The sequence below is a fragment of the Exiguobacterium sp. s59 genome, from assembly GCF_018617475.1.
Classification (GTDB): Bacteria; Bacillota; Bacilli; order Exiguobacteriales; family Exiguobacteriaceae; genus Exiguobacterium; species Exiguobacterium aestuarii.
The window spans coordinates 196,029-214,115 of record NZ_JACSKG010000006.1 but is presented as its reverse complement, the minus strand read 5'-3'; the positions used below and the strand labels follow the sequence as shown (position 1 = coordinate 214,115).

16 protein-coding genes, 1 rRNA gene and 1 riboswitch are annotated in these 18,087 nt (G+C 48.9%); of the genes, 16 read left to right on the top strand and 1 reads right to left on the bottom strand.

Features of this window, described 5'->3' with window-relative positions:
• Together rrf and KNO91_RS13195 are read left to right on the top strand one after the other, a co-directional pair.
• A 5S ribosomal RNA gene (gene rrf, locus KNO91_RS13200) occupies positions 1-87 on the top strand; the annotation flags it as partial.
• Positions 88-171: 84 nt separating this feature from the next.
• Entirely contained in the window at positions 172-363 is a 192-nt protein-coding gene (locus KNO91_RS13195; RefSeq protein WP_015880702.1) for an NETI motif-containing protein, read from the top strand.
• 44 nt (positions 364-407) lie between these two features.
• Here KNO91_RS13195 and KNO91_RS13190 read toward each other — a convergent pair whose 3' ends face one another.
• Complete coding sequence (locus KNO91_RS13190) at positions 408-878, bottom strand: NUDIX hydrolase (RefSeq protein WP_214818343.1); 471 nt, start codon at positions 876-878, stop codon at positions 408-410.
• 147 nt (positions 879-1,025) lie between these two features.
• Positions 1,026-1,127: riboswitch (purine riboswitch) on the top strand.
• A 69-nt stretch (positions 1,128-1,196) separates the two neighbouring features.
• On the opposite strand from KNO91_RS13190, the gene purE reads away from it, so the two are divergent.
• From purE to KNO91_RS13120, 14 genes are all read left to right on the top strand, one after another.
• A complete protein-coding gene (gene purE, locus KNO91_RS13185) occupies positions 1,197-1,685 on the top strand; it encodes a 5-(carboxyamino)imidazole ribonucleotide mutase (protein WP_214818341.1) in 489 nt (162 codons plus the stop codon).
• Entirely contained in the window at positions 1,685-2,779 is a 1,095-nt protein-coding gene (gene purK, locus KNO91_RS13180) for a 5-(carboxyamino)imidazole ribonucleotide synthase (protein ID WP_214818339.1), read from the top strand. The genes purE and purK overlap by 1 nt, the downstream gene beginning before the upstream one ends.
• On the top strand, positions 2,776-4,068 hold the full coding sequence (gene purB, locus KNO91_RS13175; RefSeq protein WP_214790813.1) for an adenylosuccinate lyase: 1,293 nt from the start codon (positions 2,776-2,778) through the stop codon (positions 4,066-4,068). Before purK ends, purB begins: the two co-directional genes overlap by 4 nt.
• 48 nt (positions 4,069-4,116) lie before the next feature.
• Positions 4,117-4,821, top strand: coding sequence for a phosphoribosylaminoimidazolesuccinocarboxamide synthase (gene purC / locus KNO91_RS13170; protein WP_147536348.1), 705 nt, complete (start codon positions 4,117-4,119; stop codon positions 4,819-4,821).
• Positions 4,818-5,060 (top strand): phosphoribosylformylglycinamidine synthase subunit PurS, encoded by a 243-nt coding sequence (purS, locus tag KNO91_RS13165; protein ID WP_074032936.1) that lies wholly within the window; start codon positions 4,818-4,820, stop codon positions 5,058-5,060. The genes purC and purS overlap by 4 nt, the downstream gene beginning before the upstream one ends.
• Positions 5,057-5,737, top strand: coding sequence for a phosphoribosylformylglycinamidine synthase subunit PurQ (gene purQ / locus KNO91_RS13160; RefSeq protein WP_214790809.1), 681 nt, complete (start codon positions 5,057-5,059; stop codon positions 5,735-5,737). The genes purS and purQ overlap by 4 nt, the downstream gene beginning before the upstream one ends.
• Positions 5,721-7,940: a phosphoribosylformylglycinamidine synthase subunit PurL gene (purL, locus tag KNO91_RS13155; protein ID WP_214818337.1), complete on the top strand. Its 2,220-nt coding sequence runs from the start codon at positions 5,721-5,723 to the stop codon at positions 7,938-7,940. The genes purQ and purL overlap by 17 nt, the downstream gene beginning before the upstream one ends.
• Complete coding sequence (gene purF, locus KNO91_RS13150; RefSeq protein WP_214796221.1) at positions 7,916-9,325, top strand: amidophosphoribosyltransferase; 1,410 nt, start codon at positions 7,916-7,918, stop codon at positions 9,323-9,325. The genes purL and purF overlap by 25 nt, the downstream gene beginning before the upstream one ends.
• Before the next feature lie 12 nt (positions 9,326-9,337).
• Positions 9,338-10,372, top strand: coding sequence for a phosphoribosylformylglycinamidine cyclo-ligase (purM, locus tag KNO91_RS13145; RefSeq protein ID WP_214796226.1), 1,035 nt, complete (start codon positions 9,338-9,340; stop codon positions 10,370-10,372).
• The gene (gene purN / locus KNO91_RS13140) at positions 10,369-10,947 is read left to right on the top strand and encodes a phosphoribosylglycinamide formyltransferase (RefSeq protein ID WP_214796228.1); all 579 of its coding nucleotides are present in this window, start codon (positions 10,369-10,371) and stop codon (positions 10,945-10,947) included. The genes purM and purN overlap by 4 nt, the downstream gene beginning before the upstream one ends.
• Positions 10,944-12,464, top strand: a complete 1,521-nt coding sequence (gene purH / locus KNO91_RS13135; RefSeq protein WP_214818334.1) for a bifunctional phosphoribosylaminoimidazolecarboxamide formyltransferase/IMP cyclohydrolase — start codon at positions 10,944-10,946, stop codon at positions 12,462-12,464. The genes purN and purH overlap by 4 nt, the downstream gene beginning before the upstream one ends.
• Positions 12,465-12,478: 14 nt before the next feature.
• A complete protein-coding gene (gene purD / locus KNO91_RS13130) occupies positions 12,479-13,732 on the top strand; it encodes a phosphoribosylamine--glycine ligase (protein WP_214818332.1) in 1,254 nt (417 codons plus the stop codon).
• A 90-nt stretch (positions 13,733-13,822) separates the two neighbouring features.
• Positions 13,823-16,108, top strand: coding sequence for a bifunctional diguanylate cyclase/phosphodiesterase (locus KNO91_RS13125; RefSeq protein ID WP_214818330.1), 2,286 nt, complete (start codon positions 13,823-13,825; stop codon positions 16,106-16,108).
• A 181-nt stretch (positions 16,109-16,289) separates the two neighbouring features.
• Positions 16,290-18,032 carry an adenine deaminase C-terminal domain-containing protein gene (locus tag KNO91_RS13120; protein WP_214818328.1) on the top strand — a complete coding sequence of 581 codons (1,743 nt, stop codon included), beginning with the start codon at positions 16,290-16,292 and terminating at the stop codon, positions 18,030-18,032.
• Positions 18,033-18,087 lie beyond the last annotated feature (55 nt).

Genomic DNA, 18,087 nt, shown 5'->3' with positions numbered 1-18,087 from the left:
GTTCCCATGCCGAACACGGAAGTTAAGCGTCTCAGCGCCGAAAGTAGTTGGGGGATCTCCCCCTGTGAGGATAGGACGTTGCCAGGCAAACGGTGGTTCTGGAGCATTCGCTCAAGGGCCGCCGTTTTTTCTTATCATCGATTCAGTTTAGTGGAAGAGAGGACGTAAGAAATGGCTAAGAAGATCAAAGTATATGTCGAACCAAATGAAACGGTCAGCGAATGTTTAGATCGAATCAACGAAATGGGTTATCGTCCTATACGCCGCATTGAAAAGCCCGTCTTTGAGCAAACGGGAGCCAAAGATGAACCTGTCCATTCCCATCAATCGATTTTATTTGAATGCGTCTCTAAAGAATCCTAATGCCAAGCCGTCACACGACTCTGTGTGACGGCTTTTTTTATGTCTCAAAATGAATGCTCACGCTCAAAGCATCGATCTCCAAGCGTATCCAATAAAGTTTGAGCACGTTTCTCTATCTTTATAGGAAGGTTTTCTTTACTAAAGTACTCAAGAGCCAAACTTTCACCATCTTCCATGACGAGTTCTCCACGTACTCCTTTTGCTTGGTATAAATGAATGACACCGTATGTCTCGTCTCCGTTCGGATATTTAAAGTAACCGTCTGGACCGGAAAAGACTTGGATTAATTCAAAGTGCTCAGCGAGAAGCCCAGTTTCTTCTTTCAATTCTCGTGCAGCGACTTCTTCCAATGTTTCCCCGAGTTCCATCGATCCTCCTGGTAAACCCCAATCAAGTGTATCCGATCGGAATTGCATCAGTACCTCTTGCTTTTGATTGATGACCAAAATGGTCGCTCCCACACTGATGATTGGGCGATTCCCAATCACTTCACGTAGACCTGCGATATAACTCATCTAACTCCCCCTTTTTCAATAGCATACATTATCAGAGAAACTTGCGCCGATAATATCAAAAAAGCGAACGATAAATATTCAGACAATTAAAATGTTCGCAGTTTATTGACATGTTTTCAAAGAACAAGGTACGATAGGCGTGTGAGATAGGAAAAATAAATAGTGCTCCATATAATCGCAAGGAAATGGCTTGCAAGTTTCTACCTGATCACCGACTCTGATCAGACTATGGGGTGTAGCTGACGTGTATTTGTCATGCCTATACCCTAAACTGATTGCTCGGTTTAGGGATTTCTTTTTGTAAGGGGGACATTTGGAATGAACGCAGTGGTTGGAGTAATTATGGGTAGTTCATCTGATTGGGAGACGATGAAACATACTTGTGACTTGTTAGATGAGTTACAGATTCCATACGAGAAACAAGTTGTCTCGGCTCATCGAACACCAGACCTTATGTTCGAATATGCGGAAGAGGCACGAAGTAGAGGCATTCAAGTTATTATCGCTGGTGCTGGTGGCGCAGCTCATCTTCCTGGAATGGTGGCTGCTAAAACGACACTCCCTGTCATCGGTGTCCCAGTTCAGTCCAAAGCACTCAATGGAATGGATTCACTACTATCAATCGTTCAGATGCCTGCGGGAGTGCCAGTAGCAACTGTGGCAATCGGTAAGGCTGGCGCGACGAACGCGGGACTACTCGCTGCTCAAATTCTCAGTATTAACTCCAAAGAAATCACGCAGCGACTTGAATCGTTTCGGGAGAAAAAACAAGAGATGGCTATGCGAGGAACGGAGGAGTTAGTCTAATGAGAATCGGAATCTTAGGCGGAGGACAGCTCGGACGAATGATGTCTCTTAGTGCAAGTGCAATGGGATACACGACACTTTGTCTAGACCCAAACCCACATGCACCGACTGCTCAAGTGGCGGATTCAATCGTTGCTTCATTTGATGATGTTGATGCCGCAAAGAAACTTGCTGACCGTTCAGACGTTGTAACGTATGAATTCGAGAATATTGACACAGAAATGATTGCAGCGATTGAAGAGAAATGTCCACAAGGAATGGATGTATTGAAAGCGACGCAGCATCGTATTTTAGAAAAACAAATGATTGAGTCAGCTGGTTTACGAGTCGCGCCTTATTGTTCAGTCCGTACCGTTCGAGATGTTCGTGAGGCGAGAGAGGAGCTCGGGTTGCCATTTGTCATCAAAACGTGTCGTTTTGGTTATGACGGAAAAGGACAGACGGTCATTCGGACGGAACAAGATGTTCAGGCATTCATTGAACAGTTCACCGAGCAAGAATATGTCGCTGAAGCTTGGTTGCCTTTTGAAAAAGAAATCTCGGTCATTGTGACACGTGGAGAAGAAGAAACGTCAACGTTCCCAATTAGTGAAAATATTCATCATAACAACATTCTACATCTATCGATCGTACCAGCTCGTGTGGCGGATGAGATTCAAGAAGATGCGAGACACCTTGCGCTTCAGCTTGCTGACCATATCGGATTAATGGGAACACTCGCTGTCGAGCTGTTTGTCATGTCAGATGGTCGCCTTTACGTAAACGAACTCGCACCACGTCCCCATAATTCTGGGCACTATACGATTGATGCTTGTGAAACCTCACAATTTGAACAACACATTCGAGCCGTGACGGGAATGCGTCTCGGACGGACAACATTGAAAACGCCTGTCGTGATGGTCAATCTTCTCGGCGAGCATATGCAACGACTCAATGTCAAAGCATTGCCTTCGAATGTTAAACTACATCTGTATGGAAAAGATGAAGCGAAGACAGGTCGCAAAATGGGACACTTGAATGTTCTCGGTGACACGGTCGAGGATGCGCTTCATACCATCGAACAACTGGCAATTTGGAAGGAGACCGTTTTATGATTTCACGCTACACCCGCCCAGAGATGGCGAACATTTGGACTGATCAAAACAAGTTCGAGGCTTGGCTAAAAGTTGAACTTTACGCTTGTGAGGCTTGGAGTGAACTTGGGATTATCCCGAAAGAAGATGTACAGGTCCTTTGGAACAAAGCATCGTTTGATGTTGACCGTATTTTAGAAATTGAACAAGAGACGCGTCACGATGTGATTGCGTTCACGCGTGCGGTCTCCGAGACACTCGGAGAAGAGAAAAAGTGGGTACACTACGGATTGACGTCGACGGATGTCGTCGATACGGCGCTCTCGTACTTAATCAAGCAGGCGAATGATATTTTAGAAGCCGATTTAGATCGCTTCATCGGCATTCTTGCAGAAAAAGCAAAAGCACATAAATATGACATCATGATGGGACGTACACACGGTGTACATGCGGAACCGACGACGTTCGGCTTGAAGCTCGCCCTTTGGTATGAAGAAATGAAACGCAACAAAAAACGTTTCATGGCAGCACGCGAAACGATTGAGTTTGGGAAAATGAGTGGAGCCGTTGGGACATTCGCAAATATTGACCCGTTCATCGAGTCATACGTCTGTGACAAGCTCGGTATTCAAGCTGCACCAATCTCGACACAGACGCTACAACGCGACCGCCATGCCGAGTATATGTCGACGCTCGCATTGATTGCGACATCGATTGAAAAAATGGCAACCGAGATTCGTGGTCTTCAAAAAACAGAGACACGCGAAGTGGAAGAGTTTTTCGCAAAAGGACAAAAAGGATCGTCGGCGATGCCGCATAAGCGGAATCCAATCGGTTCTGAAAACATGACAGGTCTTGCACGTGTGATTCGCGGTCATATGGTGACGGCTTACGAAAATGTTCCGCTCTGGCATGAACGTGACATCTCGCACTCATCGGCAGAACGCATCATCATCCCGGACGCGACGATTCTTCTCAACTATATGTTGAATCGCTTCGGTAATATTGTGAAGAATTTGACGGTGTTCCCAGAGAATATGCGTCGTAACATGGACCGTACGTTTGGGATCATCTTCTCACAACGTATTCTACTCGGTCTCATCGAGAAAGGCTGGTCGCGCGAGGCTGCATATGACGCGGTTCAACCGAAGGCGATGCAGGCATGGGAAGAAGAAACAATGTTCCGGACATTGATTGAAGAGGACAAAGAAATGGGCGCACTCTTTACGAGTGAAGAGCTCGATGAGTTGTTCGACCCGCGTTATCATGTACGCCGTGTCGATACGATTTTTGAACGCTGTGGTTTGTAATCGTTGAGGGGCGATATGCCCCTCTCACTTTTAAGGGGGACGGTTCAGATGAAAGCAATTTATGAAGGCAAAGCGAAAGCGTTATTTGAGACAGAAGAAGCGGGTGTGCTTCGCGTATATTACAAAGATGATGCAACGGCATTCAATGGAGAGAAGAAAGAGTCGATTGATGGAAAAGGGATTCTCAACAACGCCATCACGACCCAGTTGTTCGAATTGATGCATGATAACAAGATTCCGACGCACTTTATCAAACGAATCTCAGAGCGGGAACAGTTAGTCCGCCGTGTGGACATCATTCCGTTAGAAGTAGTCGTTCGAAACGTAGCGGCCGGTAGTCTGGCGAAACGACTCGGTTGGGAAGAAGGGACGCCGCTCCTCGCACCGATTGTCGAGTTCTACTATAAAGATGATGCCCTTGGGGATCCGTTGCTTACGGAAGACCATATCCGTTTGTTGCAAGTCGCTACACATAAAGAAGTCGAAACATTGCGACAACTAGGTCTTTGGGTAAACGATGTATTGCTCGATTTCTTCGGCCAACATGGCATTGACGTGATTGATTTCAAACTAGAGTTTGGAAAAGTAGACGGAACGATCATCTTAGCGGATGAGATTTCACCAGATACATGCCGCTTGTGGGACAAAGAGACGAAACAAAAGCTCGATAAAGATGTATTTCGTCGCGATTTAGGTTCTTTGACTGAGACGTATGGACAATTGTTAACACGCATAGGGGGAAACGGACAATGAAAAAAGTAAACGTGTATGTGACATTACGTGAAAGTGTACTCGACCCACAAGGAGTTGCCGTGAAAGGTGGACTCGAACATCTTGGATTCGCTGGGATTGAGTCGGTCCGCATCGGGAAGGTCATTGAGCTTCAAGTTGCTGACGAGACAACAGAAGACATGGTCAAAGAAATGTGTGAGAAGTTACTCGTCAACACGGTCATTGAGAATTATGAGATCGAGATGGGGGTACTTGCATGAAGTTCGCGGTCATCGTCTTTCCAGGATCAAACTGTGACCTCGACATGTACCATGCGGTAAAAGACGTGCTCGGGGAAGAAGCGGAATACGTGTTCCATACAGAAACATCACTTGAAGGATTCGATGGGGTCCTCTTACCAGGTGGCTTCTCATATGGCGATTACTTGCGCTGTGGGTCGATTGCTCAATTTTCACCGATTATGGCTGAGGTGAAGCGTTTCGCAGAAGAAGGACGTCCGGTTCTTGGGGTATGTAACGGATTCCAAGTACTCGTCGAAGCAGGGTTACTTCCAGGTGTGTTGATGCGAAACCGTGATTTGAAATTCATGTGTAAGACAGTCGAACTCGTCGTCGAAAATAATGAGACGATGTTCACTAGTGATTATGCGGCACAGGAAACAATTCGGGTCCCAATCGCACACGGTGAGGGCAACTACTACTGTGACGAGGCAACACTTGAGACATTGAAGGCAAAAGGTCAGATCGCGTTCACCTATAAAGAGAATCCGAACGGGTCGGTCGAAAATATCGCTGGTATCACGAACGAGGCAGGAAATGTACTCGGCATGATGCCACACCCGGAGCGTGCGGTCGAAGCGCTACTAGGTGGGGAAGACGGTAAACGGTTATTCACGTCAATCGTAAAATGGGGGGCACGACATGTTACTTACAACTGAACCGACAGCTACACAAATCCGTGATGAAAAGATCTATGCCACGATGGGATTATCAGACGACGAATATGCACTCGTCGTCTCACTACTTGGTCGAGAGCCAAACTATACAGAAATCGGTCTCTTCTCGGTCATGTGGTCTGAACACTGTTCGTACAAAAACTCGAAACCTGTGCTCCGGAAGTTTCCTACAACCGGTAAGCACGTTTTACAAGGACCGGGAGAAGGGGCAGGAATCGTCGATATCGGAGACGGTCAAGCTGTCGCCTTTAAAATCGAGAGTCATAACCACCCGTCAGCAATCGAACCTTATCAAGGCGCCGCGACTGGGGTGGGTGGAATCATCCGCGATATCTTCTCGATGGGTGCCCGTCCGATTGCATTGTTGAACTCGCTCCGTTTCGGAGATTTGAACGAATCACGTGTGAAACATTTATTCGGTCATGTCGTATCAGGCATCGCCGGTTATGGAAACTGTGTCGGCATCCCGACTGTCGGCGGTGAAGTCGCATTTGATCCGGCTTACTCAGGAAATCCTCTCGTCAACGCGATGTGTGTCGGTTTCATCCGGCATGAAGATATTCAAAAAGGAATCGCAGAAGGTGTCGGGAACTCGGTCATGTATGTCGGTGCAACGACAGGACGCGACGGGATCCATGGTGCCACGTTCGCTTCTGAAGAACTCGGGGAAGACGCAGACGAGAAACGTCCAGCCGTACAAGTCGGAGACCCGTTCATGGAGAAGTTATTGATTGAAGCGTGTCTCGAAGTCATCAAGCACCCAGCGCTCGTCGGGATTCAAGACATGGGAGCAGCCGGATTGACATCTTCTTCAGCGGAGATGGCCTCAAAAGCTGGCATGGGGATCGAGATGAACTTGGACCTCGTCCCGCAACGTGAGACAGGCATGACGCCTTACGAGATGATGTTATCGGAATCGCAAGAACGGATGCTTCTCGTTGTCAAAGCCGGACATGAAGCCGAGATTGAAGCGATTGTGACGAAGTGGGGACTTCACGCGATCAAGGTAGGAGAAGTCATCGAGGAGAAAGTGCTTCGCCTCGTTCACCAAGGAGAAGTCGCAGCCGAAGTACCGGTCGACGCGCTCGCCGAAGACGCTCCTGTCTATCATAAACCGTCAAAAGTACCCGCATATTACGAAGCGTTCCAGGCGATGAAACCAATTACGCCGGTCGTCAACGACGTGATGACGACATGGAAAGACGTCCTTGCGATGCCGAGTATCGCTTCGAAACGTTGGGTGTATGAGCAATACGACCATATGGTACAAACATCGACAGTCGTCGCACCAGGAAGTGATGCCGCGGTCATTCGCATCCGTGAGACGGAGAAATCGCTCGCGATGACGACAGACTGTAACGCAAAGTACGTCTATCTCGATCCACGGGTCGGTGGGGCAATCGCTGTCGCTGAGGCGGCTCGAAACATCGTCGCAAGTGGTGCAGAACCACTCGCCTTGACGGACTGCCTCAACTTCGGAAGCCCAGATAAACCGGAAGGATTCTGGCAACTCGACCAAGCCGTTGAAGGGATGGCGGAAGCGTGCCGTACGCTTGATACACCTGTCATTGGTGGGAACGTATCGTTGTACAACGAATCGAACGGACAAGCGATCTACCCGACACCGGTCGTCGGAATGGTCGGGCTCATTGAGAAGCCGGAGCACATTACGACATCGTTCGCGAAACAAGCAGGAGACGTCGTCTTCTTACTCGGTGAGACGAAAGCAGAATTCGGTGGAAGCGCCCTTCAAATGCTCCAAGACGGAAAAGTGAGCGGTCATGCACCGACACTCGATCTTCAAGAAGAGCAAATGACGCAAAAGGCATTGCTTCAAGCGATTCGTAAAGGTCTTGTCACGGCGGCACACGATGTGTCAGAAGGCGGCCTTGCGGCAGCGTTACCGGAACTTGTTTTCGGAACCGAGTTCGGTGTTGACGTCACAATCGATACAGATCTCGTCACTGCGCTATTTAGTGAATCACAGTCACGCTTCCTCGTGACGGTCGATCAAGCGCAAGCTGAGGCATTCGCGAGTATGACGAACGGAACAGCAATCGGAACGGTCACAGAAGCGGCAACCGTTATCGTTCGTGCGAGTGACCGTTTGATTGAAATGGATGTGCAAGAGTTGGAACGTGTATGGGAAGGAGCTATTCCATGTTATATGACATCCGAGGCATGAATGAGGAGTGTGGAGTCTTCGGTGTGTTCGGTCACATCGAAGCTTCACACCTCGCCTATTACGGACTTCACAGTTTGCAACACCGTGGCCAAGAAGGAACGGGAATCGTAACGGCGGATGGAGAACGTCTCCATGCGAAGCGCGGACTCGGTCTCGTCACCGAGGTGTTTGATGAGACGTCACTTGACGCACTCACGGGGAATCATGCGATTGGTCACGTGCGTTACTCGACAGCGGGAGGTAACACGCTAGAGAACGTTCAGCCACTTCATTTCAAATCGTTAACAGGTGATTTGGCGATGGCACATAACGGAAATCTCGTGAACGCGACAGAGTTAAAACATATGCTCGAAGCGGAAGGTGCCATCTTCCAGACGACGTCTGACACGGAAGTTGTAGCTCATTTGATTAAGCGAAGTCGTGGCAATTCGTTGAAAGAACGGATCGCGGATAGTTTGGCTCGCCTCGTAGGAGCGTTCGCTTTCTTGTTTTTGACGGAAGACGCGCTTTACGTCGGAGTCGACGTACATGGATTACGTCCTTTGTCACTCGGACAGACAGAAGACGGTGCATACGTCTTCGCATCGGAGACATGTGCGTTTGATGTCGTCGGAGCAACGTACGTCCGAGATGTCGAACCAGGGGAACTACTCATGATCACGAGTGAAGGCATCACATCCGAACGCTTCAGTGAAGCGGCAGTTCGTGCGATGTGTTCGATGGAATACATCTACTTCTCACGACCAGACTCGATCATCGATGGCATCAACGTGCATACGGCGCGTAAAGCCATGGGGAAAAAGATGTTCGAAGAAGCGCCGGTCGAAGCAGATGTCGTCACGGGTGTACCAGACTCGAGTATTTCCGCGGCAATCGGTTACGCCGAAGCGAGCGGAATCCCATACGAGATGGGACTCATTAAGAATCGTTATGTCGGACGGACATTCATTCAACCTTCTCAGGAATTACGGGAGCGCGGCGTGAAGATGAAACTGTCGGCGTTACGCGGTGTCGTGAATGGGAAGCGGGTCATCATGGTCGATGATTCCATCGTCCGAGGAACGACGAGCCGCCGAATCGTTACCTTGCTTCGAGAGGCAGGCGCGACGGAAGTGCATGTGCGCATCACGTCACCGCCAATCAAGCATCCATGCTATTACGGAATCGATACATCAACGAAGGAAGAGTTAATTGCGGCAACCAAATCCGTTGAAGAAATCAGAGAAGAGATTGGTGCCGATTCACTAGCGTTCCTCACATTAGATGGAACGGTCGAAGCCATCGATCGTCCATTCGAAGGAGCGTTACGCGGGCAGTGTGCTGCATGCTTCACGGGACTTTATCCGACTGAACTTGCAGAACTCGTGACAGAGACAAAGGCTTAAGGGGGATAACCGATGAGCGTTCGATATGAACAAGCGGGTGTGAATTTAGAAGCAGGATACGAAGCCGTATCCCGTATGAAACGTCACGTCGCTCGGACGATGCGTCCGGAAGTGATGACAGGTCTCGGTAGTTTCGGGGCGATGATTGACCTCGGCTCGATGAACATGAAACATCCGATTCTCGTGAGTGGGACGGATGGGGTCGGAACGAAGCTGAAGTTGGCTTTCGCACTCGACCAACATGACACGATTGGAATTGATTGCGTCGCCATGTGTGTGAATGATTGCCTCGTTCATGGAGCGGAACCGCTTTACTTCCTCGACTATATCGCGACCGGAAAAGCGGAACCAGCTAAACTCGAGCGCATCGTCGCCGGGGTCGCTGAAGGATGTGTCCAAGCCGGTTGTGCCCTTGTCGGTGGCGAAACGGCTGAGATGCCAGGTATGTATCCGGATGGAGAGTACGACATCGCCGGATTTGCGGTCGGGGTCGTTGAAAAGGATAACCTGTTAGACGGTTCGAAGATTCAAGTAGGAGACATTGTACTCGGACTCGCTTCTTCAGGTGTTCATTCAAACGGGTTCTCCCTCGTCCGACATATCGTCGACGCGCAACACCTCCAATACACGGATGAGATTGCGATGCTCGACACGACACTTGGGAACGCCTTACTTCTTCCGACACGAATTTATGCCGAAGCGGCGAAAGCAGCGATTTCGACAGGGAAAGTACAAGGGATGGCACATATTACAGGCGGTGGCTTTTATGAGAATGTCCCTCGCATGTTGCCGGAAGGGCTCGGAATTACGTTCGATGCATCCAATTGGCCAAGCCTTCCTGTATTCGACTGGCTCGAACAAGTCGGAAACATCTCGAAACAGGAAATGTTCAACGTCTTCAATATGGGAATCGGTTATATGATTACGGTACGTCCTGAAGATGTAGAAGTGGTCGAAGCGGCGCTCGAACGTGTCGGTGAGACAGCGCATCGAATTGGGAAAGTCGAGAGTCGTCCGGGAATCCGAATCTCAGGAGTCGACCAATGAAGCGATTTGCCATCTTTGCGTCAGGATCGGGGAGTAACGCTGAAGCCATTTGGAAGACGATTGCCGATGGACAATTATCAGCTGAATGCGTGTTGCTTGTGACGGACAAACCAGAAGCGACGGTTCTCGATCGTGCGGAGCGTTACAACATCCCTAGCTTTTCTTTTACGCCGAAAACATATTCGTCCAAAGAGGAGTTCGAGGAAGAAATCCTCGTTCTTCTCGATTCACTTCAAGTAGACTATATTGTGTTGGCGGGGTATATGCGCCTAATCGGAAATGTGTTACTATCCGCATATCCGAACCGAATCATTAACATTCATCCCTCGCTCTTACCTGCGTTTCCGGGGAAAGACGCGATCGGTCAGGCACTTGACGCTAAGGTGCCTACGAGTGGCGTGACGGTTCATTATGTGGATGCGGGGATGGACACAGGTCCCATCATCGCACAAGCGACTGTAGAGATTGAAGGATGCGATCGTACTGAGGCGACACGACGCATTCAAGCGATTGAACATCAACTGTATCCGCGCGTATTACAACAAGTGTTGAATCAACAGGAGGTTTTCAAGTGAGAGCATTATTAAGTGTTTTTGATAAAACAGGGATTGTGGAATTAGCAAAAGTCTTGCATGAGGCGGGCATTGAACTCATCTCGACAGGAGGAACCGAGGCGGCACTCCAACAAGCCGGTTTACCAGTCAAAAACATCTCTGAAGTGACAGCGTTTCCCGAGATGTTAGACGGTCGTGTCAAGACGTTGCACCCACTCGTTCACGGTGGATTGCTCGGGCGTCGCGACCTCGAGACGCATGTCGCACAAATGAAAGACCATGATATCGAGCCAATTGATTACGTGGTCGTCAACCTCTATCCATTTAAAGAGACGATTGCAAAAGAGAACACGACTTATGAAGAAGCCATTGAAAACATCGATATCGGTGGACCGAGCATGTTGCGTTCGGCTGCGAAAAACCATGCGAGCGTCACGGTCGTCGTCGACCCAAGTGACTATACACTCGTTGCAGATGAGGTACGTGGAGGCGGCACATCGTTTGAGACACGTCAACGTCTTGCTACGAAAGCATTCCGTCATACGGCTGCTTACGATGCGTTAATTGCCGACTATTTAGGTCGCCAAATCGGGGAAACCTTCCCAGAACAGTTGACGGTCACGTATGAAAAAGTTCAAGACCTTCGCTATGGGGAGAATCCGCATCAACAAGCAGCGTTCTATAAGACGCCTTTATATGACGGGATGACACTTGCGAATGCAACACAGCTTCACGGGAAAGAACTTTCGTATAACAACATTCAAGATACGAACGCGGCGCTTGAAGCACTCAGTGAATTGAACGAGCCGGCTGCCGTCGTCGTCAAACACATGAATCCTTGTGGTGTAGCAGTCGGACGGACGATTCATCAGGCGTTCGAACGTGCACATGCGGCTGACCCGGTTTCTATTTTTGGCGGGATTGTGGCCCTGAACCGCGAAGTCGATTTAGAAACGGCAGACGCCCTTCACAACATCTTTTTAGAGATCATCATTGCTCCATCCTTTAGTGAGGCAGCACTTGAACGATTGAAAGAGAAGAAGAATCTTCGCTTGTTAACGTTGGATATGGGACAAATGACAGGGATGCGCTTAACGGCTGTCGCTGGAGGATTGCTCGTCCAAGATGGGGATGACATGACGCTCGACGACGCCGCGTGCCAAATCGTGACGGACCGTCGCCCGACTGCATCCGAATGGGAAGATTTAAAACTCGCATGGCGTGTCGTCAAACACGTGAAGTCGAACGCCATTGTCGTAGCGAAAGATGAGACGACGATTGGAATCGGTGCTGGGCAGATGAACCGCGTCGGAGCTGCAAAAATCGCATTCGAACAAGCGGGTGAACGTGCGACAGGTGCAGCGCTTGGAAGTGACGCGTTCTTCCCAATGGCAGACACGGTCGAAGCGGCAGCAGCGGCAGGTATTACAGCCATCATCCAACCAGGTGGGTCAATCCGCGATGCCGAATCGATTGAAGCGGCAAATCGTCATGGGATCACGATGGTATTCACATCCGTCAGACATTTCAAACACTGAGAGGGGTTCGCGTCATGAACGTAATGGTCATCGGTCGAGGAGGACGCGAGCATGCGCTCGCATGGAAATTAAAACAAGACGGACATCACGTCTTCGTTGCACCAGGTAATGACTTTATGGAGGGCATGACGTCTGTGTCAATCAATGAGACGGACGTCGAGGCGCTCGCTCAGTTTGCAGAAGAGACGGACATCGAGTGGACGATTGTCGGACCAGAATCTTCCTTGATGGCAGGGGTCGTCGATACGTTCCGTGCCAAAGGATTGAACATCTTCGGACCGACGAAAGCAGCGGCCTTGCTCGAGGGAAGCAAGGCGTTCGCAAAAGAGGTCATGATGGAGGCGGGCATCCCGACAGCGGCGTATGAGGCGTTTACGGACGCAGAGTCGGCGCTCACCTATATTCAGAAGCTTGGGGCCCCGCTCGTCGTCAAGGCGGATGGACTAGCTGCTGGGAAAGGTGTCACGGTCGCATTCACGGTGGAAGAGGCGGAATCGGCTGTACGTGATATTTTCACGACGGATAAATTCGGACAACAATCACAGGTCGTCATCGAAGAATTCCTTGATGGGGAAGAGTTTTCACTCATGGCATTCGTCTCGGGAGAGCGTGTCATTCCGATGATTACGTCTCAGGATCATAAACGTGCTTATGACGGTGACCAGGGACCGAATACGGGCGGTATGGGTGCTTACAGCCCGATGCCGCATCTATCAGAGCATGTATACGAAGAAGCGGTGAAGACGGTGTTAGAACCGCTCGCTCAAACAATGGTCAAACGAGGGACGCCGTTTGAGGGATTCTTGTATGCTGGTCTCATCTTGACATCGACTGGTCCAAAAGTAATCGAATTCAATGCGCGCTTCGGTGACCCGGAAACGGAAGTCATCTTACCGAATTTGACATCACCACTCCTTGATGTGATTCAAGCGGTCGTCCGTCAAGAAACGTATCCGATTGAATGGATTGATGGGTATACGATGGGTGTCGTCATCGCAGCGAAGGGTTATCCGGATCGACCTGTTACAGGGCAAGTGTTGTCTGGGTTTGAGACGCTCCCGAAGGACGTTCTCGTCTTTCATGCGGGGACTGTACAACAGGAAGGTCAAGTCATTGGGAACGGTGGCCGCTTGCTCGTCGTTACCGCGACGAAACCGACGTTACTTGAAGCGAAGACAGCCGTATATGAAGCGATTGAACAACTCGATTTGCCGAAGACGTTCCATCGAACGGACATCGGGTCGCGAGCGTTTACACAGATTATTTAAAGGATGGGTCAACCCATCCTTTTTTTCATGCGAAAAAAAGGAAATCCCGATATCCTGTTCTACAATATTAAAGTAGTTTGTAGAAAGAGGGTGGTCGACCTGCGTGTTCAAACAAAATTATTCATTGCGATTGCCGTTAACATCGTACTCTTCATTGGTGTCATTCTGTTTGTCATCAAACCGTATTTTGTAGAAAAGAGCATTGAGCAGGATCAGGCGATGACCCGCGATCAAATCGAGAGCGTGTCAGAAGTGTTCGCCAATCATCGAAGCACACTCGAACGCATCCTTGTCGACTGGTCGGTTTGGACGAACGCTTACGATTTCGTACAAAACAAAAACGATGCCTTTATCGAAAATAATATGGGGGAAGAAACGCTCGACAATTTAGGAGTCGGGGCGATGATTTTCCTCGACCAAAATCGAGAGGTTGTCTACTCCGAATTCAATCAATTTTATGAATTGGACAATATAGAAGAAAAGAATGTTTTCCTGAACGAACTGGTGCGACACGTCAACTCGTCTGGAGTCACACAAAGTGCGGTATATGGTACCGACTATGGTCCCGTCGTTTTCATGAGCCATCCGATTGTGAAAAGTGATGGAACAGGCGAGCCGGGGGGGACGCTTGTCCTGATTCAAAAAATTGGTCCGGACTTCATGGCGGCTTTAAGTGTACAGGCAAAAACGAAATTATCCATCAGTCCGCTTTCGCATCAACGGTTAACGATTGAACAAGACAATCAGTTTGCCCGTGTCTCTTTACCATTGCAGTCGGTCTATCAAGATGCGAACTGGGAAGTCAATTTCTCAGTGAAGCGTACGTACTATACCAACACGCAGACGATGCTTGAAACAGGCATGCTCGGGCTATTGGTCCTCGGTATTGGTCTGTTGTTGACATTGTTTTGGACCGTGAACCAAATCATCACGAAACGATTAATGGCCATCGTCAAAGAATTGAAGTGGATTACGAAAGAGCGAAATAGTCGTTTACGAATTCGCTTAAACCCGAGCCAGCGGGATGAAATCGAAGAGATGGCCATCAGTATGAACGAAGTGCTCGATGCGCTGGAACAGACACAGAAAGAGTCGTTGACGCGTGCCTTTCGAGATTCCTTGACACGTCTACCGAACCGTTTGGCCGTCGAAGACATGTTTATGAATATACCGGATACTTCCCGTTCGATCGGGGTGATGGGGATTGACCTCGATAACTTCCGACGGATTAACGACCAATTCGGTCAACGGACAGGTGATGCGATGCTGACCTTCTTTGCATCTCGGTTAATGTTTTACAAAGAGGAAGGTTTTGTTGCGCGGATTGGGGCCGATGAGTTTATTATGATTCATCCCGGATGGGCGACCGAAGAGTTACTGATTGTTGCGAATCAATTGGTGAAGGATTTGAGAGAATGGGGTTTGAAGCAAGGAATGAATCATCTGACATTAAGTATCGGAATCGATGAGTTGGAACCGTCCCATCATTCATACGAGGTCATGATGGCGCGTCTCGACGTCGTCTTACACGAAGTCAAGGCATCAGGGAAAGACAACATCCTTACGTATCAGGACATCGAGGATGGAAGCCATTACTTGCAGGCACTCGAGATGGAGCGAGATTTACGATATGCGCTACGTCACGATGAATTTGAACTGTACTATCAACCAATCGTTTCCCCGAAACCGTTTCAAGTGAGAGGGGTGGAGGCATTGATTCGTTGGAACCACCCTCAAAAAGGTTTCGTTTCACCGGGCATTTTTATTCCCGTCGCAGAACAACTCGGACTCATCTCGGATGTGGGGAGATGGGTACTCGTCCGAGCCATTACAGAGATTCAAGACTACGCGGAACGCTTTGATTTATTCTTATCTGTCAATGTATCGAAACGTCAGATTTTAGATGGATCGTTTTTAGAGGCGTTGGAAGAAACGCTCGCCCGAACGGACTTTCCACCTCACCGTCTTCATGTAGAAATCACAGAGAGCGAAGTCGGTGGGAATGTATATGAACTTCAACAGTTCATTCATGCCTTGAAGACAATCGGTGTCAAAATATCACTTGATGATTTTGGTGTCGGCACGTCATCGCTATCTTACCTTCAGTCCCTACGTCTCGATATCATTAAAATTGACCAGAACTTCGTCAAAGGGATTCCGGAGAATAAGTTTGATCGTGCGTTGTTAGAAGGGTTATACCAAACGTTCCATACACTCGGCCTCGATATCGTTACGGAAGGGGTCGAACGACCAGAACAATTAGCATTCGTATTAGAATATAGTGGTTCGCTCATCCAGGGATATCATTACAGTAAACCGATCCCGATGGAACAGTTGCATCACTATTTACGCAAAACGGTGATCACTCAAATTTGACGTAGGCGACTCTTCATGCGAAGAGCCGCCTTTTTTGTGAAAAATATATGTGAAATTTGTTACAATAGGGAACATAACTTGCGACCCTTTCAGAGAAAAGGTAAACTTGAAACAGGGAAAGAAAACGCTTTCAAAACTATTTCTTAATAGCATTGAAAGGGAAAAGGGAGGATTGGGTTCGATGCCAACAAAAAGAACGGCGCGGGCACCGTGGTCTAAAGTGATGATTCGTTCGCAACTTGAAGTCGTAGATCGAGTACGACCACCTTCGCTCGTCTTACAAAACGCGACGTATTTGAACGTATACGTGAAACAATGGAAAACGGCGAACATTTGGATTGAGGGAGACCGTATCGTATATGTCGGTCCAGATCTACCAGAATCGGCGGTCGAGACGGTCGATGTGTCAGGAAAGTATATTGTACCTGGTTATATCGAGCCTCACGCTCATCCATTTCAATTATACAATCCGGCGACGTTGTCTAAGTACGCAGGAGAGCGCGGAACGACGACGCTCGTCAACGACAACATGCTTCTTTTTTTACAAGAAAAAGAGCAAGCGTTTGCGCAGCTTGAGGCGATTCAACAGTTGCCAACAAGCACGTATTGGTGGGCAAGACTCGACACGCAGACCGAGCTCGATCGTGAGAGTGTCGCCGTCGATTCAGAACGGGTTCACGAATGGTTCAATCATCCTGACGTCGTGATGGCCGGAGAACTGACAGCGTGGCCACGCGCCTTGAAGGGCGATGATGAAATGCTTCAGTGGATGCTTGACGCAGAGACATGCGGTTTACCGGTCGAAGGGCACTTTCCGGGTGCCTCACCAAAGACATTGACTAAAATGGCGTTGATGGGTGTTCACAGCGACCATGAGGCGATGACAGCGGAAGAGGCGCTTAGCCGACTCGAACTGGGCTACACGACGACACTTCGTCATTCTTCGATTCGACCGGACCTACCGGGAATGATTCGTGACCTGCTCGCGAACGGATTAACCGCATTCGATCATCTCATGGTGACGACGGACGGTTCGACCCCTGGCTTTTATGAAGACGGGATGCAGGACGCTCTCGTTCGCATCTTGATGGAAGAAGGGTTACCTGCGATCGAAGCGTATCGGATTGTGTCTCACAATGTAGCGCGGCATTTCGATCTCGATCATATTCTCGGTTCGATTGCTCCAGGTCGTATCGCCCATCTGAACATTCTTGACGCAATCGAGGAACCACGCCCGTCGGCTGTCATCGCGAAAGGGCAATGGATTTTCCGAGATGGTGTGTCCTTGTTCCCGAACGAATTGGTGGAAGCGGTACTCGATAAGATGCCGTCGACAGACGTCTCGATTGAATTGACACCACAAGATTTGTCGTTCAGCATGCCCGTCGGTCTCGACATGGTCAACTCGGTCATCATGAAACTGTTTAAAATCAAGCACGATACAGGGCAAGACGAATTGCCGCGCGATGAGGATGAATCGTTCTTGATGTTACTTGATAAAGAAGGAAAGTGGCGATTGAACACGGTTCTGAAAGGATTTGCGAAAGATTTCGGCGGTCTCGTCAGTTCGTACTCAATTAGTGGAGACTATTTGATTTTAGGAAAATGTAAACAGGACATGTTACAGGCATTTGAACGGATGAACGAACTCGGAGGAGGAATCGTCCTTGTCGACAAAGGAGAAATCGTTGCTGAAATTCCGTTACCGCTTTGCGGCATGACCTCGACAGAGCCGCTCGAGACGCTCATCGGTCAAGAGAAACAACTACGTGAAGAGCTTGTGTCACGGGGGTATCAGTTCGAAGATCCGATTTACACGTTACTGTTTTTAGCATCCACACACTTGCCGTACGTTCGGGCGACTCCACTCGGTATTTATGAAGTGATGAAAAAACAAGTACTATTTCCTGCGATTTTGCGATGAATAGTTGAGTCCGAGCCGCCCCTGCTTTAGAATGATAAAGAAGTATGAGTAGAGA